Here is a 25629-nt window from a genome sequence, read left to right on the forward strand (position 1 = left end):
CGTGATTAAAACATTATTTTTTCTTAAGACCATTTTAAGATTTTATTACATCACTCTCCTTTCAGAAGATTCTTAATTGAACGTATTTCCATTAAAAAGAAAGCGGATTCATCTTGATATTAATGGAATAAAAAATGCGCAAATTAATGAACCGCACGTTGCTCTCGCAATGTGTATTAGTGGCTTTAGCTTCCTTCAGTTCCTGTGTTTCTGCTGCCTCCAGCACGCCGTGCGTTGGTGACGATACGTCGCAAACCTGCGGTCTACGGGCTGCGGAGTCCGTGGGCGATATTAGCGTTTACCAACAAGATAACGGTGTCGCTAACGCCGTAATGGCGGACCCAACCTCCGGGTCGATCTTCATGAACGGGCATTTCAACACCGGAGAAACCCAATCATTAACTGTCAACGGCACCGATATGACCGGCAGCTATATTCAAGGAAGCAATGGCGGGACGGCAAATATCACCGTCACCAACGGCGCGAAAGTGGATATGATTGAAGTCGGCAATATTAAAAAGACCACGAACACTACCGTCACCGTTGATCATTCAACCCTGAATGGCGAAAACGACGATGTGCTTTATCCGAATAAAAAAGACTACATGATGGGTGCGTCTATCTATCTCGATCCGCAGGATAATGGCTATCATACCGCCAATATTATTAACGGCAGCGATCTGCACGGCAGTATTATCAGCGGCGGTAATGGGGTTCAGACAATATCCATGAGCGACAGTTCATTGGATAAAGGCGGTATTTATGCCGGTAGCGAAAAATCGGATACGACACTCTCGCTCACCAATGCCTCCGTCGACGGTACCGACAGTGAAGTGGCGCAGGATATTGAAAAAGCGTCACAATTTTTGAGTCAGACAATCTTTAAAGATATCAACCTTGACGCGTTTGGCGACGTTACCGTCGCCATGCTGGGCACTACCCACACCAGCCTGACGATGAATAACAGCACCGTAACCGGCGATATTGGCGTCGTGAATGAAAAAGGGTACGCCAGCCTTTCACTCACCAATCAAAGCGTGATTAACGGGAACGTCACTCTGGCCGGTGATTCCACCAATTCCCTTCTGCTGGACAACAGCACCATCAACGGTGACGTCAACACCAGCGCCAATAAAGGCAATACCACCATCACGCTGCAAAACAACGCCAACGTCAACGGCGATGTTACCACCGGTAAAGGCGACGACACGCTGGTGCTGACCAATCAGTCTCACGTTAATGGCAACGTGGACGGCGGCGACGGCAGCGATACGCTGTCCATGGACGCGGGCAGTTCGATCACCGGTCAGATTAGCCAGTTCGAAACGGTAAACACCACCAGCGATAACAGCATCAGCATCGACAAAATCAACGACGCGACCACCTGGGATCTGCAAAACGGATCAAGCCTGATCGCCAGCACCACCGGGAGCAATGCTTCGGTCAGCATGAGCACCGACAGTTTCGTTAACTTCGGCACGATCACCGGCAGTAATAACGCCGTGGTGGTCAACAGCATCACGCCGTCTGCGATCAATCGTTCCGGCGTTCTTCTTGGGACTTTTACGACCACCGGCACTGCTGCGCCGCAGGACTATGCGGGCGCCACGTTCACTAACGGCCAGCAGACAGTGGAAAATCGCAGCGGCGCGTACAACTACGACAACAGTCTGGACATTGTCGCCGCCGACAGCGCGCCACAGGCCATGCTAAAAGCCAGTGACAGCCAGAGCTGGAATATTCTGTTTAACAGCGCGCAAGGTTCGCTGGCCAGCGACGTGCAGGGGTTAATTGCCGGTCTGGATGCGGCTGAACAGGCGGGTCATCAGGTCGCTGACGACATCAGCAATCACATGAACCAGGTACATCTGGCCAGCCTGTTGGGCGAACAACAGGAGGGAGCGCAGGTATGGGGCGATTTCCTGTACCAGAACGGTAATTTCAGCAACGATGTCGACTACAAGAGCGTTACCCAGGGCGCGCAGGGTGGTGTGGACTGGACGGCGCATTTAACTAACGGCGACAGCGTCACTGGCGGTATCGCCCTGGCCTGGACCCGCAGCCGCGTGCAGGACACCAGCGACAGCGCCGACAGCTTCAAGGACAGCGTGTACGGGAATTACTACAGCCTGTACGGCGGATGGCAGCAGGCGCTGAATGGCGATACCTGGGGACTGTTCGCGGACGGTAGCTTCAGCTATGGCGATATGCGTTATTCGCTGTCTGCCAACAACGTCACCGGCAATACCAGCGGGATGACAGAAGCGCTGAACGGCTCGACCGACGGAAGTCTGTATATGGCGCAAGCGCGTACCGGCTTAAACGTCCTGCTGCCGGGCGAAACCCTGCTGCAGCCATATGCCACTCTGGGCTGGGATCAGACCAAAGCCGACGGCTTCTCCGATCAGGAGATCACCTTCTCTGACAGTCAGGTGTCTTCCTGGAACGGCGGCGCTGGCGTCCGTCTGACCACCACGCTTCGCGATCTGAACAAAGGCGTGCAGCTGATGCCGTGGATTGACGCGCGCTTCCAGAAAGAGTTCAGCGACGATACCGACATCAAGGCGGCGGACTATCACAACACCACAGGCCACAACAACACGATGGGCATTTTTGGCGCAGGCATCAACGCCACCATCGCCCACAACTTCACGTTAAATACCGGCGTGTATGTGGGAACCGGCGATGTGGATAACGACGCCAGCGTCCAGGCAGGGATGAGCTATAGCTTCTGATGCCTGAATTGCCGGGTGGCGGCTTCGCCTTACCTGGCTAACCCCACCAAAAGCCCGGCAGGCGTCGCGTCGCCGGGCTTTAGCGCAAATACGTCTCAAACCACGCCAGAGTGCGCTTCCAGGCCAGTTCGGCCGCGGGTTCGTCATAGCGTGGGGTTGAGTCGTTATGAAATCCGTGATTTACGCCGGGATAAATCCAGGCTTGATAAACCTTATTATTCGCTTTCAGTGCGGCCTCATAGGCGGGCCAGCCTTCATTAATATTTTTATCCCGCTCGGCATAATGTAGCAAAATCGGCGCGTTGATCTTCGGCACGTCCGCCGCAGCGACCTGGCGACCATAAAACGGCACCGCGCACGCCAGCTCCGGATACGCCACAGCGGCGGCATTTGATACCCCGCCGCCATAGCAAAAACCGGTGATCCCGACCTTGCCCGTAGCGTCTGGGTGTTTCTGCATAAACTCAATGGCGGCAAAAAAGTCGTTCATCAGCTTTGTCGGATCGACCTTTTGCTGTAAGGCTTTTCCTTCTTCATCGTTTCCAGGATACCCTCCAACCGAGCTTAAACCATCCGGCGCCAGCGCTATATAGCCCGCTTTCGCCACCCGCCGCGCCACATCTTCAATATAAGGATTCAGCCCGCGGTTTTCATGTACGACCACCACAGCCGGAACCTTACCCGTCGTTTTTGCCGGTTTTACCAGATAGCCGCGCACATCGCCGTGCCCGTTTGGCGACGGGTAGTGGATGTACTCCGGCAGGATAGCGGGATCGGTGAATTTCACCTGCTCAGCCAGCGCGTAATTGGGCCTGAGCATGTTGAACAGCGCCAGCGCCGTCACCCCGCCGGCGGCATATTTTGCCGCGAGGTTGAGAAACTCTCGTTTTGAGATTTTCCCGTGCGCGTAATAGTCGTAGTAGTCGAGCAGTTCTTGCGGAAAATCTTTCGCGGTCAGACGGGCCATCGCATATCTCCAGGATTTGTGATTTGATAAGCATAGAATGAAAACGCTGTTTCGAAAATTCATCACAAGAAAGGAGACATCATGTCCTGGAACGCCTCCCCTGACCGCTACGACACTATGCTTTACCGCTACTGTGGTAAAAGCGGACTCCGGCTGCCCGCCCTGTCGCTCGGCCTGTGGCACAGTTTCGGCCACGTGCAGGCGCTGGATTCTCAGCGCGCACTGCTGCGTAAAGCTTTCGATCTGGGTATTACCCACTTCGACTTAGCCAATAACTATGGTCCGCCGCCGGGCAGTGCGGAAGAAAATTTCGGTCGCCTGCTGCGCACCGATTTCGCCCCTTTTCGTGACGAACTGATCATTTCCACCAAAGCCGGTTACGACATGTGGCCTGGTCCCTATGGCTCCGGCGGCTCACGTAAGTACCTGCTCGCCAGCCTCGATCAAAGCCTGAAGCGCATGGGGCTGGATTACGTTGATATCTTTTACTCGCATCGCGTGGATGAAAACACGCCCATGGAAGAAACCGCCTCAGCGCTCGCCCACGCCGTACAAAGCGGTAAAGCGCTGTATGTAGGTATCTCTTCTTACTCACCGGAACGCACGCAGAAAATGGCGGCGCTGCTTCGCGAGTGGAAGATCCCGCTGTTGATTCATCAGCCTTCCTATAACCTGCTGAATCGCTGGGTGGATAAAAGCGGTCTGCTGGATACGCTGGCGGAAAATGGCGTTGGCTGTATCGCGTTTACCCCGCTGGCGCAGGGACTGTTAACCGGTAAATATTTAAACGGTATCCCGGAAGGCTCACGGATGCAGCGCGAAGGGAAAAAAGTGCGCGGCCTGACGGAAAACATGCTGACGGAAGCGAATCTCAGCAGCCTGCGCCTGCTCAACGCCATGGCGCAACAGCGCGGTCAGTCGATGGCGCAAATGGCGTTAAGCTGGCTGCTGAAAGATGAGCGCGTCACTTCAGTACTCGTTGGCGCGAGCCGCCCTGAACAGCTGGAAGAAAACGTACAGGCGCTGAAGAATCTGGCGTTTACCGCCGAGGAACTGGCGCAGATTGATAAGCATGTCGCGGACGGCCAACTGAACCTGTGGCAGGCGTCCTCCGACAAATAAACCGTCATCGCCGTCGGGCGAGACACCCTGCCGGATGGCGCTACCGCCATCCGGCGCGAGGAGTGAAGATCGCTTACTCGTGTTTATGCCGGGTGAGTCTGTCGAGATAACCCATTACAAACGCCGACAGCACAAAGGTGAGGTGGATAATCACATACCACATCAGCTTATTGTCCGGCACGTTTTTCGCGTCCATAAACACGCGCAGAAGATGGATAGAAGAGATCGCCACAATCGACGCGGCCACTTTGTTTTTCAGCGAGGTCGCATCCATTTTCCCCAGCCAGTTGAGCTTTTCCCGACCTTCTGAGATATCCAGCTGTGAGACGAAATTTTCATAACCGGAAAACATCACCATCACCAGCAACCCGCCGACGAGGGTCATATCCACCAGCGACAGCAGCACCAGAATCAGATCCGCTTCCGCCATCGAAAAGACGTTAGGCAGGACGTGAAAGATCTCCTGAAAGAACTTCAGCGCCAGCGCCACCAGCGCAAGCGACAGACCAAAGTAGACGGGGGCGAGCAACCAGCGAGACGCGTACATTACGTTTTCGAGAAAGCGTTCCATATATTCCTGTCATGTAGCAAAACCGGGGAACAGTATATCTCAACAGGGCAACATCAGATCAACATCCCTTAAACTTCCCCGGGGGTGAGCCACGGGCGCTGATACTCGGGCCACACCAGCGCCACCAGCGACGGATAGGCTTCAAGGCTAAATTCCTGGAAGCACTGTCGCAGATTGAGGACATCCAGATCGGAATGCGGCACTTTTTCACCATTCAGGCAGCGTTTTTTTATCGTGTCGTAGTATTTATACACGGCGGAATTGAGATCGCTACAGCGACGCTGGGCATCAAATAGCCCGGGGGTTTCATTCAATTGCGCCATTGTCATTCGCTTTACCGTGGCGTGCAGGAAATCAATATATTCATGATTAACCCGCCAGTACCATACCGGCGTAATGGCATTCATCAGCGTGGAAAAATGATCTTCCCCCTCGTCTTTGGTTAACGGCGGGAGTGGAACGTCGGGAGAATGTTCTTCGGCACCGCGCGGCTTATTAAACTCGCGTATTAAAAAAAGTATGGCTCCGATGAGCAATAGCAGAGTAATAACAGAATAAAAAATACTGTTCATAAAATGGCTCCATTTTTTTTGATTTTAAAATTACCCCATGTTATTGTCAACGCGACCTGTCAATAAGAATAATTATACAACTGATAATAAAGGATAATGTGACATGCTTCCCGAGCATCTTGTCCCGCCGCGTTTTCATCTGTCTGCGTCAGGCCAGACGGAAGGATCCGCAGAAAACGCTAATAATTTCACTCAGGGAAAGAAAAACCTTCGCGATTACGAAGCCGATATTTTAATTAGCGCGGCATCTACCGGGCAATCTAAAAATATGCTGCTCGAAGAACACGACCGCCATTTTAAAGAACGGCTGTGTCGGGTAGCAAAAATTGAAACCTTTGCCCGTGTGATTAATACCTTACAGGCGGAAGGTGACATTGATGCCCAGACCTTAAGTAAAATATTGGCTGACACCACCAACCATATTAATGAAAATGGCAACGAAATTTGGCTTAATTTAATTACGCGAGAAAAATCTTCCCCGATTTTTTATTCTCTGGATGATGAACAATGATCAAAGATGTTGAAGATAACAATGTCTATCTGGCTTTGGACGATAATAAAAGCGATCAATTTGTCTTAAAGCAGAATCTTGCGGCACTGGTCGCGCATAAGAATGCGCTGCTGGAAAACGTGGCGCAGGAAGCGACGTCCATTCCTGCGGCGCTGGTTCGGTTGAAGTGGCAGAACCGTCGGGAAATGTACGCGCTGCAAATTAAGGAAGAAATTTACGGCGCGGTGATAAATGCCCTTATTCGGCAACGCCCTGAATTACATGACAAAATCATGAGGCGTCTGGAAAGCCACTGGCAACAATTGCTGGATCGCGAAACGGCGACGCTGCGCCTGACGCGTAAGCTTGCCGAAGGTCGCTACCGCACGCTGAACATCACCAGCGTCGCGCTGGATGAACAACTCGTCGTAAAGAAAACGTAGCCTGTCCGAGCGATCAGGATCGTCCTGGTTCCCCCCGCTTTCCCGCATAGCGTCTACCCTTAAGGTATGATTAACCTGAAGGGAGAAATGGCATGTCGACTCTACAAGACCCCACCACACAGTACTACACCGGTGAATATCCCCAACAGAAACAGCCCGCGCCAGGCGTACAGGCGAAAATGACCCCAGTGCCTGACTGTGGCGAAAAAAGCTACGTGGGCAGCGGTCGCCTTAAAGATCGTAAGGCACTGGTGACAGGGGGCGACTCCGGCATAGGACGGGCTGCCGCCATTGCTTACGCGCGTGAAGGCGCAGACGTGGCGATAAACTATCTGCCAGCGGAAGAAGAGGACGCGCAACAGGTTAAAGCCCTTATTGAAGAGAGCGGGCGCAAAGCGGTGCTTATTCCCGGCGATCTGAGCGATGAATCCTTTGCCCGCTCGCTGGTACATAAGGCGCGCGAGGCGCTGGGGGGTCTGGATACGCTGGCGCTGGTCGCCGGTAAACAGGTGGCGATTCCTGAAATTAAGGACCTGACAAGTGAACAGTTCCAGAAAACCTTTGCGGTGAACGTGTTTGCGCTGTTCTGGATCACGCAAGAGGCCATCCCGTTGCTGCCGAAAGGCGCCAGCATTATCACCACCTCGTCAATTCAGGCGTATCAGCCAAGTCCGCATCTGCTGGATTATGCGTCGACTAAGGCGGCGATCCTTAACTACAGCCGGGGTCTGGCGAAACAGGTCGCCGGGAAAGGGATCCGGGTAAACGTTGTCGCGCCCGGCCCTATCTGGACCGCACTGCAAATCTCGGGCGGTCAGACGCAGGATAAAATTCCGCAGTTTGGTCAGCAGACGCCCATGAAGCGCGCTGGTCAGCCCGCGGAACTGGCGCCGGTCTATGTCTATCTGGCGAGTCAGGAATCAAGCTATGTGACCGCAGAAGTACACGGCGTGTGCGGCGGTGAGCATTTAGGCTAGTTAAGTACGGTAAACCATTGGCCTGATACGCGACGCGCCATCAGGCCATAAAAAAGCCGGGTAGCGGCTTTGCCTTACCCGGCCTACTTCTTCAGTCAGCGAAAAGCGACGGTTATTTCGCCTTCGCGACCTCTTCCCCGACCAGGCCAATCTTCAGATACCCCGCCTGATGCAACGTATCCATGACCTTCATCATGGTTTCGTAGTTCACGGTTTTGTCCGCGCGGAAGAAAATCGTGGTGTCCTTCTTCCCTTCCGTCAGGGCGTTAAGCTCAGCAATCATACTTTCTTCGGTCACCGGATCGTTACCGATAAACATGCTGTTGTCGGCTTTCACTGACAGATACACCGGTTTTTCCGGACGCGGCTGCGGCGTGCTGGAAGATGCGGGCAGATTCACCTTCACATCCACCGTCGCCAGCGGAGCCGCCACCATAAAGATGATCAGCAGCACCAGCATGACGTCGATAAACGGCGTCACGTTGATTTCATGCATTTCACCGTTATCGTCCAGGTTTTCGTTAAGACGCATTGCCATGAAACGTTATCCTACACGTAATTTCTGCGCGGTACGTACCGGATGCGCGGAGGCGCTTGCATCCAGGTCCAGGTCGCGGCTTTGCAGCAGCAACACCTGCGCGGCGATATCGCCGAGCGTTGCTTTCAGACCGCCAATCTGACGGGCGAAAATGTTATAGATGACGACGGCTGGAATCGCAGCAACCAGACCAATCGCGGTCGCCAGCAGCGCTTCAGCGATACCCGGCGCGACCACAGCAAGGTTAGTGGTTTGCGTTTGGGCGATACCGATGAAACTGTTCATGATACCCCATACGGTACCGAACAAACCGACAAACGGGGAGATCGCCCCGATGGTCGCCAGGTAACCATTTCCGCGTCCCATCTGACGTCCTGCCGCCGCAACGCGACGCTCAAGGCGAAAACCGGTACGCTCTTTGATCCCTTCGTTGTCTTCGCTGCCTTCAGACAGCTCCAGCTCGTTCTGCGCTTCGTTGAGCAACTGGGTACTCAGGCTTTTCGCGCCGAACTTAGCGGCAATATCGCTTGCCTGATCCAGAGAGCGGGCTTCCGCCAGCAGTTGCTGTTCGCGCTTCAGGCGACGCTTCTGGGAGAAGAAATCCACGCTTTTACTGAAGAAGATAGCCCAGGTGACCACTGACGCCAGAATCAGACCAATCATCACGCACTTCACTACGATATCGGCGTGCTGATACATACCCCAGACGGAGAGATCCGTCTGCATCAAATTATTACCCACTCTGTATCTCCAGGACGCAAATCACAAAATCTGAGCATAATAATATCAAAACGACGTCGAATTGATAGTCGTTCTCATTACTATTTACATAGTGCCGCACCTTTGGTTTCTTTTCCTTGCGCTTACGCAGTAAAACATCACGAGCGGAGAATTTGGGAAAATATTGTGCTTTATATAAGAGGACGGGATGCGCATTTTGTCATTCGTGGTAGTTTAGACATCCAGACGTATAAAAACAGGAAAAACTGACATGGCAGATAAGCAACTGGAGACCCGACTGGTCAGCGCGGGACGCCGTAAGAAGTACACGCTCGGCTCCGTCAACAGCGTGATTCAGCGCGCCTCATCGCTGGTCTTCGACACCGTCGAAGCCAAAAAACACGCCACCCGTAACCGTGCAAACGGCGAACTGTTTTACGGACGTCGCGGCACGCTCACACATTTCTCACTCCAGGAAGCGATGTGTGAACTGGAAGGCGGCGCCGGATGCGCGCTGTTTCCCTGCGGCGCTGCGGCGGTCGCCAATACCATTCTGGCGTTTGTGGAACAAGGCGATCATGTGCTGATGACCAACACCGCCTATGAACCGAGTCAGGATTTCTGCCGCAAAATCCTCGGCAAACTTGGCGTGACCACCAGTTGGTTCGATCCTCTCGTCGGCGCGGATATCGCAAAGCATATTCAGCCCAACACCAAAGTGGTGTTTCTGGAGTCGCCCGGCTCCATTACGATGGAAGTGCATGATGTTCCGGCGATCGTCAGCGCGGTAAGAAGCGTCGCGCCGGAGGCCATCATTATGATCGATAATACCTGGGCGGCGGGGATCCTGTTCAACGCGCTCGACTTCGGTATCGACATCTCTATACAGGCCGCGACAAAGTATCTGGTTGGTCATTCAGACGCGATGATCGGCACGGCGGTCGCTAATGCCCGCTGCTGGGATCAACTGCGTGAAAACGCCTATCTGATGGGACAAATGGTCGACGCCGACACCGCTTATATCACCAGTCGCGGACTGCGCACGCTCGGCGTGCGTCTGCGTCAGCACCATGAAAGTAGCCTCAGGGTTGCCGAGTGGCTGGCCGCGCATCCTCAGGTGGCGCGAGTGAATCACCCGGCCCTGCCCGGTAGCAAAGGTCATGAATACTGGAAACGAGACTTTACGGGCAGCAGCGGGCTGTTCTCGTTTGTGCTGAACAAAAAGCTGACCAACGAAGAACTCTCCGCCTATCTGGATCACTTTAGTCTGTTCAGCATGGCCTACTCGTGGGGCGGCTTTGAGTCGTTGATTCTGGCGAACCAGCCGGAACAGATTGCGGAGATCCGCCCGCAAGGCAACGTCGATTTCGACGGCACGCTCATCCGTTTGCATATTGGTTTAGAGAATGTTGACGATCTGATTGCAGATTTAGCCGCCGGTTTCTCCCGCATCGTATAATATTGACGCCAATGGACATGAATGCAGACACATCGACCGAAATTGTCTGCATTTGTTGCGCCTCGGATCAAGGCATCCGGGCCTGTAAGGGAGTATAATGGGTAAATTAAGCGCCCATTCCGTTCGGCTCAGGGGCGTAAACGCTGTTCCACAGGAAAGTCCATGTCTGTCATTCAAGATATTATCGCTGCGCTCTGGCAACACGATTTTGCGGCGCTGGCGGATCCCCATATTGTTAGCGTCGTCTACTTTGTGATGTTCGCCACGCTGTTTTTAGAAAATGGCCTGTTACCGGCCTCATTCTTGCCTGGCGACAGTTTGCTGCTGCTGGCGGGCGCGCTGGTTGCGCAAGGGGTGATGAGCTTTGTCCCGACGCTGTTCATTCTGACGACCGCCGCCAGCCTGGGCTGTTGGCTGAGCTATATTCAGGGACGCTGGCTGGGCAATACCAAAACGGTAAAAGGCTGGCTGGCGCAGTTGCCGGTGAAATATCACCAGCGCGCGACCTGCATGTTCGACCGCCACGGCCTGCTGGCGCTGCTGGCTGGCCGTTTTCTGGCCTTCGTGCGTACCCTGCTGCCAACCATGGCGGGCATTTCCGGGCTTTCCAACCGCCGCTTCCAGTTCTTTAACTGGCTGAGCGGGCTGCTGTGGGTCGGCGTGGTCACCAGCTTTGGCTACGCGCTGAGCATGATCCCGTTTGTGAAGCGTCACGAAGACCAGGTGATGACTTTTTTAATGATCCTGCCGATCGTCCTGTTAGCAGCGGGTTTACTGGGCACGCTGGTCGTGGTGATCAAAAAGAAATACTGCAACGCCTGAATGCTGAATGCCGGATAGCGCTTCGCTTATCCGGCGTGGAACAGGCAAGTTAACTTCCTTGTAAAGTGCGGATCCGCGCCGCATCTTCTCCCGGCGTGACGCCGAAGTAGCGCTTAAACTCGCGGCTGAACTGCGACGCGCTTTCATAACCCACCCGCATCGCCGCCGCGCTGGCCTTCATACCGTCGTGAAGAATCATCATCCGGGCCTTATGCAGCCGATACGTTTTCAGGTACTGCAACGGTGATGTGCTGGTCACCGACTTAAAGTTATGGTGAAACGCCGACACGCTCATATTGGCCTCCGCCGCCAGTTGCTCGACGTTCAGGCTCTCGGTGTATTTGTTCTCAATGCGCTTTATCACCCGGCTAATCAGGCTGAAATGGGTTTGTCGGCTCACCAGCGCCAACAGCGCGCCGCCACGTGGTCCGGTCAGCACGTGATACAGAATCTCACGGATAATCTGTTTCCCTAAAATACGCGCGTCGAGCGGTCGCTCCATCACGTCCAGCAGGCGTTCCGCCGCGCACAGGATCTCATCAGACAGCGTTGCAGAGTTAATCCCGCTTGCCGCCATCGACGGCTGAAAACGTTCATCCTCGCCGATGTCCATCAGCAGTTCCTGTAACTGCAGCATGTCGACGTTAATGCGAATGCCAGCCAGCGGCACCTCCGGCGTCGCATAGGTTTCACATTCAAACGGCAACGGCACCGTCAGCAGCAGATATTCATTAGCGTCATAACGGAAAACGCGCTCGTTGATATAACCAATTTTATGGCCCGAAAAGAGAAATATGATGCCGGGATCGTACATCACCGGCGTGCGCGGCCCCGGCTCAGTGCCGTACAGCAGGCGGATGTCCGGCAACCGCTCCCCCTGGTTTTTCTCACTATCTTTCAGATGCTTAATTTTATCTGTCAGCAACAGACAAATCTCTTCACGGTTCATGACGGCTTATTTTCGCAACGAGTATCGATGAATTGATTGTGCGCAAATTTAGTGTTTTTCTCCAGCGCTCTGGAGGAATAGGCAAAACATTGGCAGAAATGAGCATTGAGAGGCAGCGTGGGGACGCCCACAATGTTTCCATCAGGCAGACCGACGCCTGCCCTCTTTTTACCCACATAAGGGAACGAGCAATGAATAACTTTAATCTGCATACCCCAACCCGCATTCTGTTTGGTAAAGGCGCGATTGCCGACCTGCGCGATCAAATCCCACAGGACGCGCGTGTCATGATCACCTATGGCGGCGGCAGCGTGAAAAAGACTGGCGTGCTGGCTCAGGTTCAGGATGCGCTGAAAGGCATGGACGTGCGTGAGTTTGGCGGCATTGAGCCAAACCCGTCTTATGAAACCCTGATGAACGCGGTGAAAATCGCCCGCGAAGACAAGGTCACCTTCCTGCTGGCAGTGGGCGGCGGTTCGGTGCTTGACGGCACCAAATTTATCGCCGCGGCGGCACACTATCCGACAGACATTGACCCGTGGCACATTCTGCAAACCAGCGGCAGCGAGATTAAAAGCGCCATCCCGATGGGCTCCGTGCTGACGCTACCCGCCACCGGTTCTGAATCCAACAAAGGCGCGGTGATTTCGCGCAAAACTACCGGTGACAAACAGGCGTTTCATTCCGAACACGTGCAGCCAGTCTTCGCCGTACTGGATCCGGTATACACCTACACCCTGCCGCCGCGCCAGGTGGCGAACGGCGTAGTTGATGCCTTTGTCCATACCGTTGAGCAATACGTGACTTATCCGGTTGACGCCAAAATTCAGGATCGCTTTGCGGAAGGCATCCTGCTGACGCTGATCGAAGACGGTCCGAAAGCGCTGAAAGAGCCGGAAAACTACGATGTGCGCGCCAACGTGATGTGGGCGGCGACGCAGGCGCTGAATGGTTTGATTGGCGCAGGCGTACCGCAGGACTGGGCCACCCATATGCTCGGTCACGAACTGACGGCGATGCACGGTCTCGATCACGCCCAGACGCTGGCGGTGGTGCTGCCCGCGCTGTGGAATGAAAAACGCGACACCAAACGCGCCAAACTGCTGCAGTATGCTGAACGCGTGTGGAACATCCGCGAAGGGTCTGACGCTGAACGTATTAATGCCGCTATTGCGGCGACGCGCAACTTCTTCGAGCAGCTTGGCGTACCGACACGCCTTTCCGGCTACGGTCTGGATGGCAGTTCTATCCCGGCGCTGCTGGCGAAGTTAGAAGAGCACGGTATGACGCAACTCGGTGAAAATAAAGACATTACACTTGACGTCAGCCGCCGTATTTACGAAGCCGCGCGCTAAGCTTTTTTCGCCTCTGCCTTTCGTTTTTGGACATTTCGTCCAGACTTAAGTCACACCGCATCACCGGAGGCTTCCTCCGGTGATGAGCACATGAAGGAGGAAAAATGGCAAACCAAACCGTAATTAAGCTTCAGGATGGCAATGTAATGCCCCAGTTGGGGTTAGGCGTATGGAAAGCCGGTAACGACGAGGTCGTCTCCGCCATTCATAAAGCACTGGACGTCGGCTACCGCTCAATAGACACCGCCGCCGCATACAAAAATGAAGACGGCGTGGGCAAAGCATTAGCCAGCGCTGGCGTTCCTCGCGATGAACTGTTCATCACCACCAAGCTGTGGAATGACGATCAAAAACGTCCGCGTGAAGCCCTGCAGGAGAGTCTGGAAAAACTTCAGCTCGACTACCTTGATCTGTATCTGATGCACTGGCCGGTTCCGGCAATCGATCATTACGTTGACGCCTGGCAGGGTATGATCGATCTGCAAAAAGAGGGGTTAATCAAGAGCATCGGCGTCTGCAACTTCCAGGTCAATCATCTGCAACGACTGATCGATGAAACGGGCGTCACGCCGGTGATCAACCAGATCGAGCTGCACCCGCTGATGCAACAGCGCCAGCTTCACGCCTGGAATGCGACGCATAAAATCCAGACGGAATCCTGGAGTCCGCTGGCGCAGGGCGGCGAAGGCGTTTTCGATCAGAAAATCATTCGCGATCTCGCGGACAAGTACGGTAAAACCCCGGCGCAGATCGTTATCCGCTGGCATCTGGACAACGGCCTGGTGGTGATCCCGAAATCGGTCACCCCGTCGCGTATTGCCGAAAACTTTGACGTCTGGGATTTCCGCCTTGATAAAGACGAACTGGGCGAAATTGCCAAACTGGAGCAAGGCAAGCGGCTCGGTCCAGACCCGGATCAGTTCGGCGGCTAATCTTCCTTCCCAGCCCGGTGTTCTGCCGGGCTTTTTCTGCGCCTATGACCCGAACGAGCAGGCCATCTCACCGGGTGTGGCCGGGACTCTGCAAACAACCTTTAACACGTCGCCCTCAAGCTCGAACGGCCCACCGACGCCCCCGCCGGTCTCCGCTTCGTATGCCTTACCGTTGGCATTCACCTGCAGCGAGGTAGCGTAAAACCAGTCCATTGGACCTATCGGCAGAAAAAAGGCCCATTCGTGTTGGGGCGGAAAGGCAAAACGCCCCTCTTTATCTGATAAGGTCGTAACCGGCTTCTCAGCATGGCTCGCCAGTACGACTGTTGCACCGCTAACTGGCTTGCCGGCGCTGTCGATCAGCCGTCCTTCCACTTCCGGCTGCGTCTGGCGATGTATCATGCAACCAGATTGCAGCAAGGCGATCGCAATTATCCCTGCCAGCATCCCTGCTTTCATCTCTGCGTCTCCGCCCTATGGGCCACGGTTTTCCTGGCCCGACAAACGCGCGTCATCGGGCACTCAGATTAACGCCCCGCGACCTTGCCGCGTTTTTTGTTCGCCGCCGGGGTCTGACGCTGATGCGACACTGGCGTATGCTTGGTCAACGCCGGACGAGTATGCCGGTTCTGACGACGCGCCTCGCGCATCTCTTCGATCGTTGGCGCCGGAACCAGACATTCGCGACGCCCGCCGATCAGATGCTTTTTGCCCATCTCTTCCAGCGCCTGACGGATTAGCGGCCAGTTAGCCGGATCGTGATAGCGCAGCAGCGCTTTATGCAGACGGCGCTGCTTATCCCCCTTCGGCACCACCACATCTTCACTCTTATAGCCAATTTTACCCAGCGGGTTTTTGCCGGTGTAATACATGGTCGTCGAGTTAGCGAGCGGCGACGGATAGAAGTTCTGCACCTGATCGAGACGGAAGCGATGTTTCTTCAGCCACAGCGCCAGATTCACCATATCTTCATCGCGCGTACCGGGGTGTGCGGAAATAAAGTACGGGATCAGATACTGTTCTTTGCCCGCCTGTTTCGAATAGAGATCGAACAGCTCTTTGAAGCGGTCATAGCTGCCCATGCCCGGCTTCATCATCTTCGACAACGGTCCTTCTTCGGTATGCTCCGGCGCAATCTTCAGATAGCCGCCAACGTGATGGGTCGCCAGCTCCTTGATATAGCGCGGATCTTCCACCGCAATGTCATAACGCACGCCGGAGGCGATAAGGATCTTCTTGATGCCTTTCAGATCGCGGGCGCGGCGATACAGATTGATTGTCGGCTCGTGATTGGTGTCCATATGCGGACAAATATCCGGATAAACGCACGACAGACGGCGGCAGGTCTGCTCCGCGCGCGGCGACTTACAGCGCAGCATGTACATGTTGGCCGTCGGCCCGCCGAGATCGGAGATCACGCCGGTAAATCCCGGCACGGTGTCGCGGATCGCTTCAATCTCATTGATGATTGAATCTTCAGAGCGGCTCTGAATGATGCGCCCTTCGTGTTCAGTTATTGAACAGAAAGAACAGCCGCCGAAGCAGCCGCGCATGATGTTGATGGAAAAGCGGATCATCTCATAGGCCGGAATGCGGCTGTTGCCGTAGGCCGGATGCGGCACACGTTTGTACGGCAGCGCAAATACGCTGTCCATCTCTTCGGTCGAGAGGGGAATAGCCGGCGGGTTGATCCAGATATAACGATCGCCATGCTTTTGCATCAGCGCGCGCGCACAGCCCGGGTTGGTTTCATGGTGCAGAATGCGCGAGGCGTGAGCGTAGAGGACTTTGTCACCCTTCACTTTTTCAAAGGAGGGCAGCAGCACGTAGGTTTTTTCCCACGGCTTCGGGCGCGGCGGCTGCACGGTGACGGCTTTCGCCTCCTGCTTTTTCGGCGCGACCGGCTTATTGTCCGCACACGGCAGGTCTTCTCCGTACGGATGCGGAATTGGGTCGATTTTTCCCGGCGTGTCGAGACGGGTCGAGTCGACACCGCTCCAGCCCGGCAGCGCTTCTTTTACCATAATCGCGGTATTACGTACATCGCGGATCTGGTCGATGGTTTCGCCCATTGCCAGACGATGCGCCACTTCCACCAGCGGACGCTCGCCGTTGCCAAACATCAGCATGTCGGCTTTGGCGTCCACCAGCACCGAACGGCGCACGGTATCAGACCAGTAGTCATAATGGGCGGTACGGCGCAGGCTGGCCTCGATGCCGCCGAGGATCACTGGCACCTCTTTCCACGCCTCTTTACAGCGCTGGGTGTAGACCAGCGTGGCCCGGTCCGGACGCTTGCCCGCCACATTATCTGGCGTATAGGCGTCGTCATGGCGCAGACGGCGATCGGCGGTGTAGCGGTTGATCATCGAGTCCATGTTGCCTGCGGTCACGCCGAAGAACAGATTCGGTTTGCCCAGACGCATAAAGTCGTCTTTGCTGTTCCAGTCCGGTTGGGCGATGATGCCCACGCGGAAGCCCTGCGCTTCCAGCATACGGCCACAAATCGCCATGCCGAAGCTCGGGTGGTCGACATACGCGTCGCCCGTCACCAAAATAATGTCGCAGCTATCCCAGCCAAGTTGATCCATTTCGTCGCGAGACATCGGCAAAAAAGGGGCTGGACCAAAGCAGGCCGCCCAGTACTGAGGCCAGGAGAAGAGATCTCTGTCTGGCTGGATCAGGGATATTGCGCTCATATTGCTTCCAAAAAATGGTAAAAAAATAATCAAAGGCCGGGGATTATAAGCCGGAACGAAAGAGAAATCGAAAGGTATTCACTCGCCCTACCGGGCGAGTGGGTGACGCGTCACGGCGTCGGGTTGACCAGAATCTGGCCGATTGAGCCGCGATCGGCCATCTCCAGGGTCTGGCTGTTAAAGTAGAACGGGAAATGCGCCCAGGACGGCTGGCCGTAGTACACCAGCAGCTCAACCTGACCGTCTACCCAGACGGTATCTTTCCAGCCGCGATCTTCCGGGAACGGCATCGCGCCGTTAACGTTACGCACCAGGAAAGAGACGCCTTCAATGTGGAACGACTGCGGCATGTCGGCGCGCACCGTCCAACGCTCCCAGGTGCCCTGCTGCGCGGTGATATCAATGCGGTTTACATCCCACAGTTGACCGTTAATCCCCGGATCGTCCCCCAGGCTGATATCGCGGCTGCGAATCGGCGCGCCGCCCAGGATTTCCGTCGGCAGCAGGCGCATCGGCAGGCTGTCGGTGACCAGCGGCAGCAGCCCGGTCGGGCGCAGCGTTAACACCAGCGTGGACACCAGAATACTGGACGGCTCGAAGAAACCGCGGATCCGGTCGACGATGCTTGCCGCTTCGCCGCAGGTGATCGACACTTCATCACCGTTGGTCATGTCGACCAGAATCTCACGGCGCTCGCCCGGCGCCAGCGATAGCTGTTTCACCGACACCGGCGCGGGCAAAAATCCCTGATCGCCAGAGATAACGTGCAGCGCGCGCCCGTCGCTCATTTGCAGCTGATAGCGGCGCGCGTTGGAGGCGTTCAGCAAGCGCAAACGTACCCAACCGCGAGAAACTTCTACGTATGGGCTTTGCGCGCCATTCACCAGCAGCGTATCGCCGATGAAACCGCCGCTTCCCGGCTCACTGTATTCCGGCGTACCGAAGTTATCCAGCCGCTTATCCTGAATGATGATCGGAAAATCATCCACCCCGTAATGATTGGGGATAGGCAGCGTTTTACTGACCTCATCTTCCACCAGCCACATACCGGCCAGGCCGTTGTAGACCTGCTGAGCGGTACGGTTTGGCGTATTGGCGTGATACCACAGCGTGGCGGCGTTCTGACGAACAGGCAACACGGGCGCCCAGTCGGCATTCGGCGACATCATCCGCGCCGGCCCCCCCATCAACGGTCCTGGCACCTGTAATCCGGCGATGGTCATAGAGACGTTTTCGGTGAGACGGTTACTGTAGATAAGCTTAACGTCATCGCCTTTCCAGACGCGGATCGTCGGGCCAAGATAGCGTCCGTTAATACCCCATACCGGCGCGCGCGTCCCCTGGGTAAAAGACCAGTGGGTCCGCTGTAAGGTCATAAATAACGGCTGACCGCGGCGGGACTCCAGCAGCGGCGGAACGGGCAGCGGCTGTTGCTGACCGGCAGCATTTGCCCTCAGCGGAACTGCACCTGCGCACAGTGCGATCCCCGATGCCTGAATGAACTGACGCCGACTGAGTGACATATAAGCTCCCTGTAAAACTGGCTAAACGACGGGCAGAAAAAGGAGGCCTGTTCTCTGCAAAATAACGCGTTCTTAATTAAACTTTTCCGGCAGCTTCCCGCCCGGCGACTTCTTTATCGAGTTCTGCAATCTTTTGTTCCATCAGCGAACGGCAATGGGCGGCCAGTTCGCGAACCTGGTCTTTACCGTACTGGCTCACATCCACCGGCGGCAGCATCTCGACAATCACCAGACCATTCTTTAGACGGTTGAGGTTAATCTTATTTGAGGTATTCGAAACGCACACCGGAATAATCGGTACGCCTGCGGCAATGGCGGCGTGAAACGCGCCCGTTTTAAACGGCAGCAGCCCACGACCGCGGCTACGGGTTCCTTCCGGGAACATCCAGATAGAAATACGGCGCTTTTTGAAATGGTTCACCACTTCGGCAATCGTGCCGTGGGCTTTCGCACGGTTGTTACGGTCAATCAACAGGTTACCCGTCAGCCAGTAAAGCTGGCCGAAAAACGGGATCCACAGCAGGCTCTTTTTTCCCACCGTAACGGTTGGCGGCTGCACAATATTCGCTGCGGTCACCATATCGTAATTATTCTGGTGATTCGCAATATAGATGGCGTTGCCGTAGCTTTCGGCATCGGCAGGTTTGCGGCATTCGACTTTCAGGCCAAACACCGGCGCCAGGCGACCAAACATATGCCCGAACGTCGCGACGTGTTTTGGATTACGCGGGCTGAAAAGGCAGTAAATCGATCCAAAAACACAAACCAGAATGGAGTAAATAACGGTAATAATAAAACGAAAAATAAATAGCATAACAACCTCTGAAGGCCTAAGAGCCCGGGATTCTACGTCACCTGCTATCAGGTTAGGGTATTGTTGATGTGGCTCTCTGGAAAACTGTATTGTTAATCGCTATTCACGAATAAACAACGGTTTTACGGGAAATTTTAATGTACATCCGGCCCAGCGGCAGCGTTAAAACCGCAGGCCGGAAAAGTATTAACAACGCCATCCGCTACGACGGACGGGCCTGACGGCGACGCACTGCGTCTTTTCAGGCCCGACCGCGTTTCAGGCGTTAAAAAACCTCTTACTCTTCGCTGTCGCCCTGGCTTGCGCGACGCGGCGAATCAATCTCAACGTGATCGATACGCTGGAGACCGCGCATCAGCGTACCGCGACGACCGCGCTCGCCGGTCACCTTCTGCAATTCTTCCGGACGCAGCTTGATTTTGCGCTTCCCGACATGAATGGTCAGAGTGCTTTGCGGCGGTAGTACATAGAGGTGCGCCAGACCGTCGTCCCCTTTCGCCGCTTCCGCCGACGGGATGTTGATGATCTTATTGCCTTTGCCTTTGGACAACTGCGGCAGATCGCTCACCGGGAACATCAGCATCCGTCCGGCCTGGGTGATCGCCAACAGCATATCGCTTTCGTCGCTGATCACCACCGGCGGCATAACGTGAGCGTTTTCCGGCAGCGTAATCAACGCTTTACCGGCACGGTTGCGCGCCACCAGATCGTTAAAGGTGCAGACAAAACCGTAGCCCGCGTTCGATGCCATTAGCAGCTTCTGATCGTCGCCTTCCATCAGCATGTGCTCTACGGTCGCGCCCGGCGGCAGCGTCAGCTTACCGGTCAACGGCTCGCCCTGACCGCGCGCCGACGGCAGCGTAATCGGGTCAATGGCGTAGCTTCGCCCGGTTGTGTCGATAAACACCACCGGCTGGTTGCTCTTGCCCTTCACGTCCGATTTGTAGCTGTCGCCCGCTTTATAGTTCAACCCCTGGGCGTCGATGTCATGACCTTTGGCGCTACGCACCCAGCCCATCTGCGAAAGCACGATAGTTACCGGCTCGGACGGCAGCATATCGTGCTCGCTCATCGCCTTCGCTTCTTCGCGCTCGTGCAGCGGCGAACGACGATCGTCGCCGTAAGCGTCTGAATCCGCCTGCAGCTCTTTTTTCAGCAGCGTATTCATCTTCCGCTCAGAAGCGAGGATCCCCTGTAACTGATCGCGCTCTTTCTCCAGTTCGTCCTGCTCGCCGCGGATCTTCATCTCTTCCAGTTTGGCGAGATGACGCAGTTTCAGCTCAAGGATCGCTTCGGCCTGGGTTTCGCTGATGCCAAAGCGCGACATCAGCGCTGGCTTCGGCTCATCTTCCGTACGGATGATCTCGATCACTTCGTCGATGTTGAGAAACGCCACCAGCAAACCTTCGAGGATATGCAGGCGCTTCAGGACTTTCTCCAGACGATAGTTCAGGCGGCGGCGCACGGTATCACGGCGGAACGCCAGCCACTCGGTAAGGATCTCCAGCAGGTTTTTCACCGCCGGGCGACCGTCCAGACCGATCATGTTCAGGTTAATGCGGTAGCTTTTTTCCAGATCGGTGGTGGCGAACAGGTGGTTCATCACCTGCTCCATATCCACGCGATTAGAGCGCGGCACGACCACCAGTCGGGTTGGGTTTTCGTGATCCGACTCGTCGCGCAGGTCGTCGACCATCGGCAGCTTTTTATTGCGCATCTGGGCGGCGATTTGCTCCAGTACCTTGGCGCCGGAAACCTGATGCGGCAGCGCGGTAATCACCACCGCGCCGTCTTCTTTGGTCCACACCGCGCGCATACGTACCGAACCGCGGCCATTTTCGTAAATTTTACGAATTTCAGCCCGGGATGTGATGATTTCCGCTTCGGTCGGGAAGTCCGGCCCCTGAACGATATCCAGCAGTTGATCCAGCGTGGTCTTTGGCTGCTCGATCAGGGTAATCGCCGCTTTCGCTACTTCGCGCAGGTTGTGCGGCGGGATATCTGTCGCCATGCCGACGGCGATGCCGGTGGTGCCGTTCAGCAGGATGTTCGGCAGACGCGCAGGCAGCATTTTGGGCTCCTGCATCGTGCCGTCAAAGTTTGGCACCCAGTCGGCGGTCCCCTGTCCCAGTTCGCTCAGTAAGACTTCGGCATACTTCGACAGACGCGATTCGGTATAACGCATCGCCGCAAAGGATTTCGGATCGTCCGGCGCGCCCCAGTTCCCCTGACCGTCAACCAGCGGGTAACGGTAAGAAAACGGCTGCGCCATTAGCACCATGGCTTCATAACAGGCGCTGTCGCCATGCGGATGGTATTTACCCAGCACGTCGCCGACGGTACGGGCGGATTTTTTAAATTTGGCGCTGGCATTCAGCCCCAGCTCGGACATCGCGTACACGATGCGACGCTGAACGGGTTTCAGACCATCACCAATAAACGGCAACGCACGGTCCATGATGACGTACATGGAGTAATTCAGATAAGCGTTTTCCGTGAATTCATGCAGCGCAAGGCGCTCTGCCATATCGCTCATTAATCGTGATTCCTCAACTGTAAGCCCGCCAGATACCCGGTATCTTTTCAGGCAATATTGCCGCAGATACTACCTTATCTGGCGCGTTGAGTCACAAAGAAAAGGGCCGCGAAAGCGGCCCCGATGGGGATTATTTGCTGACTTTCCTGATTTGCTTCACGTCAATTTCAACGGAATTCCAGTCTTTATCCACTTCGCCCTGAATTTCAACGGTATCCTGCGGGGTGACGGTCAGGCCGTTCCAGCGTTTATCGTCAATATCAACGTTGATGGTGCCGGTAGCGTCCTTGAACAGATAGAGGTCATCGGAAACACGCTCAACGATGTTCCCGCGCAGGGTGACCCAGGTATCGTCACGCAGCGATTTTGCGCTTTCTACGGTTGCGCTACTGCCGTTCGGTCCGACGAAGCCACCGCCCTGCGTCTGCGTTTGTGTGGCCGAGGGACCGGAAAAACCGCCCTGCTGAGCTGCCAGAACCGGAGCGGAGCTGAGTGCCAGAACGGCAAAGATAGCTGCTAATTTTTTCACGATCGTTTCTCCCTTTCATGTCATTTCATGTCCATTACATAAGTTAATCCTTAACAAGTTCTTAAGCCAAAAAAAAGACATTTTTTTACTGTACATCGCGGGCGACCTCGGGGTTTACTTGCCGTGATGAAGGCGGATCCAGGGAAGAAAAGATGCGGATTTTACTGGTTGAAGACGACGCGCTGATTGGCGACGGCATCAAAGCGGGGTTGAGTAAAATGGGGTTTAGCGTCGACTGGTTTACCGAAGGGCGCCAGGGAAAAGAGGCGCTTTACAGCGCGCCTTACGACGCGGTCATTCTCGACCTGTCGCTGCCGGGCATGGACGGGCGCGATATTCTGCGCGACTGGCGCGAACAGGGTAAACGCGAACCGGTACTGATTCTGACCGCGCGCGATGCGCTGGCGGAGCGGGTTGAAGGTTTACGCCTCGGCGCGGACGATTATCTCTGCAAGCCCTTTGCGCTGATTGAGGTCGCCGCCAGGCTGGAAGCGCTTATGCGCCGCGCCAGCGGGCAGGCCAGCAGCGAACTCCACCACGGTCAGGTGACGCTGGATCCCGGCGGTCTGACCGCCACGCTGGCGGGTGAAAACTTAGCGCTCAAGCCAAAAGAGTTCGCGCTGCTGGAATTGCTGATGCGCAATAAAGGCCGGGTGCTGCCGCGAAAACGTATCGAAGAAAAACTGTATAACTGGGACGAAGAGGTCACCAGCAACGCCGTTGAGGTTCACGTTCATCATCTGCGCCGTAAGTTGGGTAGCGATTTCATTCGCACCGTGCACGGCATCGGTTACACGCTCGGTGAGGCATAACGGTGACAAAACGGCTCAGCCTGCGGGTCAGGCTCACACTCATCTTTTTGATACTGGCGGCGGTGACCTGGGGAGCATCGAGTTTCGTCGCCTGGAAACAGACCACCGACAATGTGGACGAGCTGTTTGACACGCAGTTGATGCTGTTCGCCAAACGGCTGATTACGCTGGACATTGATGAACTTAAAGCCTCCGAGCGGATGGCCCATACGCCAAAGACGTTTAAACACGGCAATATCGACGATGACGTTCTGGTGTTCGCCGTTTACACCCTCGACGGCAAAATGGTGCTGCACGATGGCGACAACGGCCAGTACATTCCCTACAGCTACCGCCGGGAAGGATTTGACAATGGACGATTGATTGGCGACGACGATCTCTGGCGCTTTGTCTGGCTGACGTCCGCCGACGGTAATTACCGCATTGTGGTGGGTCAGGAGTGGGAATACCGCGAAGACATGGCGCTGGCGATCGTCAGCGCGCAGCTTATCCCCTGGCTTATCGCCCTGCCGCTGATGCTCCTGCTGTTGATTATGCTACTGCATCGCGAACTGAAACCGCTGAAAAAGATGGCCCGGACGTTAGGTTTACGCGACCCGGAATCCAACGAGCCGCTCAGTTCACAGGGCGTACCAAGCGAAGTGCGCCCGCTGATCGACTCGCTGAACCAGCTTTTTACCCGCACGCACGACATGATGATGCGCGAGCGGCGCTTCACCTCGGACGCGGCCCATGAGCTGCGCAGTCCGCTGGCGGCGTTGCAGGTGCAAACCGAAGTGGCGCAACTGTCTGACGATGACCCGCAGGCGCGGAAAAAGGCGCTACTCCAGTTGCATACCGGCATCGACCGCGCAACCCGCCTGGTCGATCAGCTCCTGACGCTTTCCCGGCTCGACTCGCTGGATAATCTGCAGGACGTCACCACGCTTGCGCTTGATGACGTTCTGCAGTCTGCGGTGATGGACATTTACCATCCGGCGCAACAGGCAAATATCGATGTGCGCCTGCACCTCGTCGCGCACGATGTAAAGCGCACAGGTCAGCCGCTACTGCTCAGCCTGCTGGTGCGCAATCTGCTGGATAACGCCATTCGCTACAGTCCGCAGGGCAGTATTGTCCAGGTCACGCTGCGGCATAATGGTTTTTCCGTTAAAGATAACGGCCCTGGCGTTACGCCAGAGGCGCTGGACCACATTGGCAAGCGCTTTTACCGCCCACCGGGGCAGCGCGTTACCGGCAGCGGCCTGGGCTTATCGATTGTCCGCCGCATCGCCACGCTGCACGGCATGACGGTGGCGTTTGGCAATGCGCCCGACGGTGGATTCGAAGCTACGGTGAACTGGCGATAGCGGATTGTTGCGTCAGAAGCAAAAGACTTTGCACATTTTGCTCATTTCACCGCGCCGTTTTGCGGCGTAAAATGACCCTCAAACGCATTTTCCAGAGGGCAAAAAATGAGCAACATTCTGATCGTCAACGGCGCGAAAAAATTCGCCCACTCTAATGGTCAACTTAACGACACCCTGACCGAAGTCGCGGACGGCACGCTGCGCGACCTCGGGCATGAAGTTCGCATCGTTCGCGCTGACGGCGAGTACGATGTAAAAGAAGAAGTGCAGAACTTCGTCTGGGCTGACGTGGTGATCTGGCAGATGCCGGGCTGGTGGATGGGCGCGCCGTGGACGGTAAAAAAATATATCGATGATGTGTTCACCGAAGGCCACGGTACGCTGTATGCCAGCGATGGCCGTACCCGCTCCGACGCATCGAAGAAATACGGTTCCGGCGGTCTGATTCAGGGCACCAAATACATGCTCTCTCTGACCTGGAACGCCCCGATGGAAGCCTTTACCGAGAAAGATCAGTTCTTCCACGGCGTGGGCGTTGACGGCGTGTATCTGCCGTTCCACAAAGCGAATCAGTTCCTGGGCATGACGCCGCTGCCGACCTATATCGCTAATGACGTCATTAAAATGCCGGACGTTCCGCGTCACATTGCAGAATATCGCGAGCATCTGAACGCAATTTTTGGTTAACTAGTCGTCTGGAATTAGAAGGAGTTAA

24 protein-coding genes are annotated in these 25629 nt (G+C 55.4%); 12 read left to right on the top strand and 12 right to left on the bottom strand.

The features are described 5' to 3' along the window. Positions 1 to 134: 134 nt before the first annotated feature. Positions 135 to 2735 (top strand): autotransporter outer membrane beta-barrel domain-containing protein, encoded by a 2601-nt coding sequence (locus tag JY391_RS18815; RefSeq protein ID WP_211934824.1) that lies wholly within the window; start codon positions 135 to 137, stop codon positions 2733 to 2735. A gap of 79 nt (positions 2736 to 2814) precedes the next feature. Here the strand turns inward: JY391_RS18815 and yghX are convergent, their stop codons facing one another. Continuing rightward, positions 2815 to 3702, bottom strand: a complete 888-nt coding sequence (gene yghX, locus JY391_RS18820; protein ID WP_042289192.1) for a YghX family hydrolase — start codon at positions 3700 to 3702, stop codon at positions 2815 to 2817. Positions 3703 to 3783: 81 nt separating this feature from the next. Between yghX and JY391_RS18825 the strand changes: the two genes are divergently transcribed. Next, positions 3784 to 4824: an aldo/keto reductase gene (locus JY391_RS18825; RefSeq protein WP_211934825.1), complete on the top strand. Its 1041-nt coding sequence runs from the start codon at positions 3784 to 3786 to the stop codon at positions 4822 to 4824. A 73-nt stretch (positions 4825 to 4897) separates the two neighbouring features. On the opposite strand, the gene JY391_RS18830 is transcribed toward JY391_RS18825, so the two are convergent. Both JY391_RS18830 and JY391_RS18835 read right to left on the bottom strand, forming a co-directional pair. Beyond that, entirely contained in the window at positions 4898 to 5395 is a 498-nt protein-coding gene (locus JY391_RS18830) for a TIGR00645 family protein (RefSeq protein WP_042289198.1), read from the bottom strand. A gap of 68 nt (positions 5396 to 5463) precedes the next feature. Beyond that, the gene (locus JY391_RS18835; RefSeq protein ID WP_211934826.1) at positions 5464 to 5967 is read right to left on the bottom strand and encodes an ESA_00282 family adhesion-associated protein; all 504 of its coding nucleotides are present in this window, start codon (positions 5965 to 5967) and stop codon (positions 5464 to 5466) included. A 103-nt stretch (positions 5968 to 6070) separates the two neighbouring features. Between JY391_RS18835 and JY391_RS18840 the strand changes: the two genes are divergently transcribed. The 3 genes from JY391_RS18840 (at position 6071) to JY391_RS18850 (ending at position 7877) form a co-directional block, all read left to right on the top strand. Then, complete coding sequence (locus JY391_RS18840) at positions 6071 to 6478, top strand: hypothetical protein (protein WP_042289205.1); 408 nt, start codon at positions 6071 to 6073, stop codon at positions 6476 to 6478. Continuing rightward, positions 6478 to 6900, top strand: coding sequence for a cytoplasmic protein (locus tag JY391_RS18845; protein ID WP_199957081.1), 423 nt, complete (start codon positions 6478 to 6480; stop codon positions 6898 to 6900). The genes JY391_RS18840 and JY391_RS18845 overlap by 1 nt, the downstream gene beginning before the upstream one ends. A gap of 92 nt (positions 6901 to 6992) precedes the next feature. Further along, on the top strand, positions 6993 to 7877 hold the full coding sequence (locus tag JY391_RS18850; protein ID WP_060570831.1) for an SDR family oxidoreductase: 885 nt from the start codon (positions 6993 to 6995) through the stop codon (positions 7875 to 7877). A gap of 112 nt (positions 7878 to 7989) precedes the next feature. Here JY391_RS18850 and exbD read toward each other — a convergent pair whose 3' ends face one another. Both exbD and exbB read right to left on the bottom strand, forming a co-directional pair. Further along, positions 7990 to 8415, bottom strand: a complete 426-nt coding sequence (exbD, locus tag JY391_RS18855; RefSeq protein WP_042289208.1) for a TonB system transport protein ExbD — start codon at positions 8413 to 8415, stop codon at positions 7990 to 7992. A 6-nt stretch (positions 8416 to 8421) separates the two neighbouring features. Further along, positions 8422 to 9156, bottom strand: coding sequence for a tol-pal system-associated acyl-CoA thioesterase (gene exbB, locus JY391_RS18860; protein ID WP_042289210.1), 735 nt, complete (start codon positions 9154 to 9156; stop codon positions 8422 to 8424). Positions 9157 to 9406: 250 nt separating this feature from the next. Here exbB and metC point away from each other — a divergent pair, with 250 nt between their 5' ends. Together metC and yghB are read left to right on the top strand one after the other, a co-directional pair. Beyond that, a complete protein-coding gene (gene metC, locus JY391_RS18865) occupies positions 9407 to 10594 on the top strand; it encodes a cystathionine beta-lyase (RefSeq protein ID WP_060570832.1) in 1188 nt (395 codons plus the stop codon). Between the two features lie 162 nt (positions 10595 to 10756). Then, entirely contained in the window at positions 10757 to 11416 is a 660-nt protein-coding gene (gene yghB, locus JY391_RS18870) for a DedA family general envelope maintenance protein YghB (RefSeq protein ID WP_060570833.1), read from the top strand. A gap of 49 nt (positions 11417 to 11465) precedes the next feature. On the opposite strand, the gene JY391_RS18875 is transcribed toward yghB, so the two are convergent. Next, positions 11466 to 12365, bottom strand: coding sequence for an AraC family transcriptional regulator (locus JY391_RS18875; protein WP_042289217.1), 900 nt, complete (start codon positions 12363 to 12365; stop codon positions 11466 to 11468). Positions 12366 to 12556: 191 nt separating this feature from the next. Here JY391_RS18875 and yqhD point away from each other — a divergent pair, with 191 nt between their 5' ends. Further along, positions 12557 to 13720, top strand: a complete 1164-nt coding sequence (gene yqhD / locus JY391_RS18880; protein WP_211934827.1) for an alcohol dehydrogenase — start codon at positions 12557 to 12559, stop codon at positions 13718 to 13720. A gap of 104 nt (positions 13721 to 13824) precedes the next feature. Continuing rightward, the gene (gene dkgA, locus JY391_RS18885) at positions 13825 to 14652 is read left to right on the top strand and encodes a 2,5-didehydrogluconate reductase DkgA (RefSeq protein ID WP_042289222.1); all 828 of its coding nucleotides are present in this window, start codon (positions 13825 to 13827) and stop codon (positions 14650 to 14652) included. Between the two features lie 42 nt (positions 14653 to 14694). Here dkgA and JY391_RS18890 read toward each other — a convergent pair whose 3' ends face one another. The 6 genes from JY391_RS18890 to JY391_RS18915 form a co-directional block, all read right to left on the bottom strand. Next, positions 14695 to 15054, bottom strand: a complete 360-nt coding sequence (locus JY391_RS18890) for a carboxypeptidase-like regulatory domain-containing protein (protein ID WP_229264073.1) — start codon at positions 15052 to 15054, stop codon at positions 14695 to 14697. Between the two features lie 125 nt (positions 15055 to 15179). Beyond that, positions 15180 to 17351 carry a YgiQ family radical SAM protein gene (locus JY391_RS18895; RefSeq protein ID WP_042289236.1) on the bottom strand — a complete coding sequence of 724 codons (2172 nt, stop codon included), beginning with the start codon at positions 17349 to 17351 and terminating at the stop codon, positions 15180 to 15182. Positions 17352 to 17461: 110 nt separating this feature from the next. Then, positions 17462 to 18874: a cell division protein FtsP gene (gene ftsP, locus JY391_RS18900; RefSeq protein ID WP_211934829.1), complete on the bottom strand. Its 1413-nt coding sequence runs from the start codon at positions 18872 to 18874 to the stop codon at positions 17462 to 17464. A 76-nt stretch (positions 18875 to 18950) separates the two neighbouring features. Then, positions 18951 to 19688, bottom strand: a complete 738-nt coding sequence (gene plsC, locus JY391_RS18905) for a 1-acylglycerol-3-phosphate O-acyltransferase (RefSeq protein ID WP_042289239.1) — start codon at positions 19686 to 19688, stop codon at positions 18951 to 18953. Positions 19689 to 19965: 277 nt separating this feature from the next. Beyond that, a complete protein-coding gene (gene parC, locus JY391_RS18910) occupies positions 19966 to 22224 on the bottom strand; it encodes a DNA topoisomerase IV subunit A (RefSeq protein WP_042289242.1) in 2259 nt (752 codons plus the stop codon). 130 nt (positions 22225 to 22354) lie between these two features. Continuing rightward, positions 22355 to 22753: a YgiW/YdeI family stress tolerance OB fold protein gene (locus JY391_RS18915; RefSeq protein WP_042289243.1), complete on the bottom strand. Its 399-nt coding sequence runs from the start codon at positions 22751 to 22753 to the stop codon at positions 22355 to 22357. Positions 22754 to 22905: 152 nt separating this feature from the next. Between JY391_RS18915 and qseB the strand changes: the two genes are divergently transcribed. The 3 genes from qseB (at position 22906) to JY391_RS18930 (ending at position 25601) form a co-directional block, all read left to right on the top strand. Continuing rightward, positions 22906 to 23565, top strand: coding sequence for a quorum sensing response regulator transcription factor QseB (qseB, locus tag JY391_RS18920; protein ID WP_042289246.1), 660 nt, complete (start codon positions 22906 to 22908; stop codon positions 23563 to 23565). Beyond that, on the top strand, positions 23562 to 24914 hold the full coding sequence (gene qseC / locus JY391_RS18925; protein WP_200035296.1) for a quorum sensing histidine kinase QseC: 1353 nt from the start codon (positions 23562 to 23564) through the stop codon (positions 24912 to 24914). The genes qseB and qseC overlap by 4 nt, the downstream gene beginning before the upstream one ends. Positions 24915 to 25019: 105 nt before the next feature. Further along, positions 25020 to 25601: an NAD(P)H-dependent oxidoreductase gene (locus tag JY391_RS18930; RefSeq protein ID WP_060570840.1), complete on the top strand. Its 582-nt coding sequence runs from the start codon at positions 25020 to 25022 to the stop codon at positions 25599 to 25601. Positions 25602 to 25629 lie beyond the last annotated feature (28 nt).

Source organism: Citrobacter sedlakii (assembly GCF_018128425.1).
GTDB classification, from domain to species: Bacteria; Pseudomonadota; Gammaproteobacteria; order Enterobacterales; family Enterobacteriaceae; genus Citrobacter_A; species Citrobacter_A sedlakii.

Coding starts and splice junctions, on each gene's coding strand:
- JY391_RS18815 (WP_211934824.1), top strand. CDS start 135: ATGCGCAAATTAATGAACCGCACGTTGCTCTCGCAATGTGTATTAGTG.
- yghX (WP_042289192.1), bottom strand. CDS start 3,702: ATGGCCCGTCTGACCGCGAAAGATTTTCCGCAAGAACTGCTCGACTAC.
- JY391_RS18825 (WP_211934825.1), top strand. CDS start 3,784: ATGTCCTGGAACGCCTCCCCTGACCGCTACGACACTATGCTTTACCGC.
- JY391_RS18830 (WP_042289198.1), bottom strand. CDS start 5,395: ATGGAACGCTTTCTCGAAAACGTAATGTACGCGTCTCGCTGGTTGCTC.
- JY391_RS18835 (WP_211934826.1), bottom strand. CDS start 5,967: ATGAACAGTATTTTTTATTCTGTTATTACTCTGCTATTGCTCATCGGA.
- JY391_RS18840 (WP_042289205.1), top strand. CDS start 6,071: ATGCTTCCCGAGCATCTTGTCCCGCCGCGTTTTCATCTGTCTGCGTCA.
- JY391_RS18850 (WP_060570831.1), top strand. CDS start 6,993: ATGTCGACTCTACAAGACCCCACCACACAGTACTACACCGGTGAATAT.
- exbD (WP_042289208.1), bottom strand. CDS start 8,415: ATGGCAATGCGTCTTAACGAAAACCTGGACGATAACGGTGAAATGCAT.
- metC (WP_060570832.1), top strand. CDS start 9,407: ATGGCAGATAAGCAACTGGAGACCCGACTGGTCAGCGCGGGACGCCGT.
- yghB (WP_060570833.1), top strand. CDS start 10,757: ATGTCTGTCATTCAAGATATTATCGCTGCGCTCTGGCAACACGATTTT.
- JY391_RS18875 (WP_042289217.1), bottom strand. CDS start 12,365: ATGAACCGTGAAGAGATTTGTCTGTTGCTGACAGATAAAATTAAGCAT.
- yqhD (WP_211934827.1), top strand. CDS start 12,557: ATGAATAACTTTAATCTGCATACCCCAACCCGCATTCTGTTTGGTAAA.
- dkgA (WP_042289222.1), top strand. CDS start 13,825: ATGGCAAACCAAACCGTAATTAAGCTTCAGGATGGCAATGTAATGCCC.
- JY391_RS18890 (WP_229264073.1), bottom strand. CDS start 15,054: ATGATACATCGCCAGACGCAGCCGGAAGTGGAAGGACGGCTGATCGAC.
- JY391_RS18895 (WP_042289236.1), bottom strand. CDS start 17,351: ATGAGCGCAATATCCCTGATCCAGCCAGACAGAGATCTCTTCTCCTGG.
- ftsP (WP_211934829.1), bottom strand. CDS start 18,874: ATGTCACTCAGTCGGCGTCAGTTCATTCAGGCATCGGGGATCGCACTG.
- plsC (WP_042289239.1), bottom strand. CDS start 19,688: ATGCTATTTATTTTTCGTTTTATTATTACCGTTATTTACTCCATTCTG.
- parC (WP_042289242.1), bottom strand. CDS start 22,224: ATGAGCGATATGGCAGAGCGCCTTGCGCTGCATGAATTCACGGAAAAC.
- qseB (WP_042289246.1), top strand. CDS start 22,906: ATGCGGATTTTACTGGTTGAAGACGACGCGCTGATTGGCGACGGCATC.
- JY391_RS18930 (WP_060570840.1), top strand. CDS start 25,020: ATGAGCAACATTCTGATCGTCAACGGCGCGAAAAAATTCGCCCACTCT.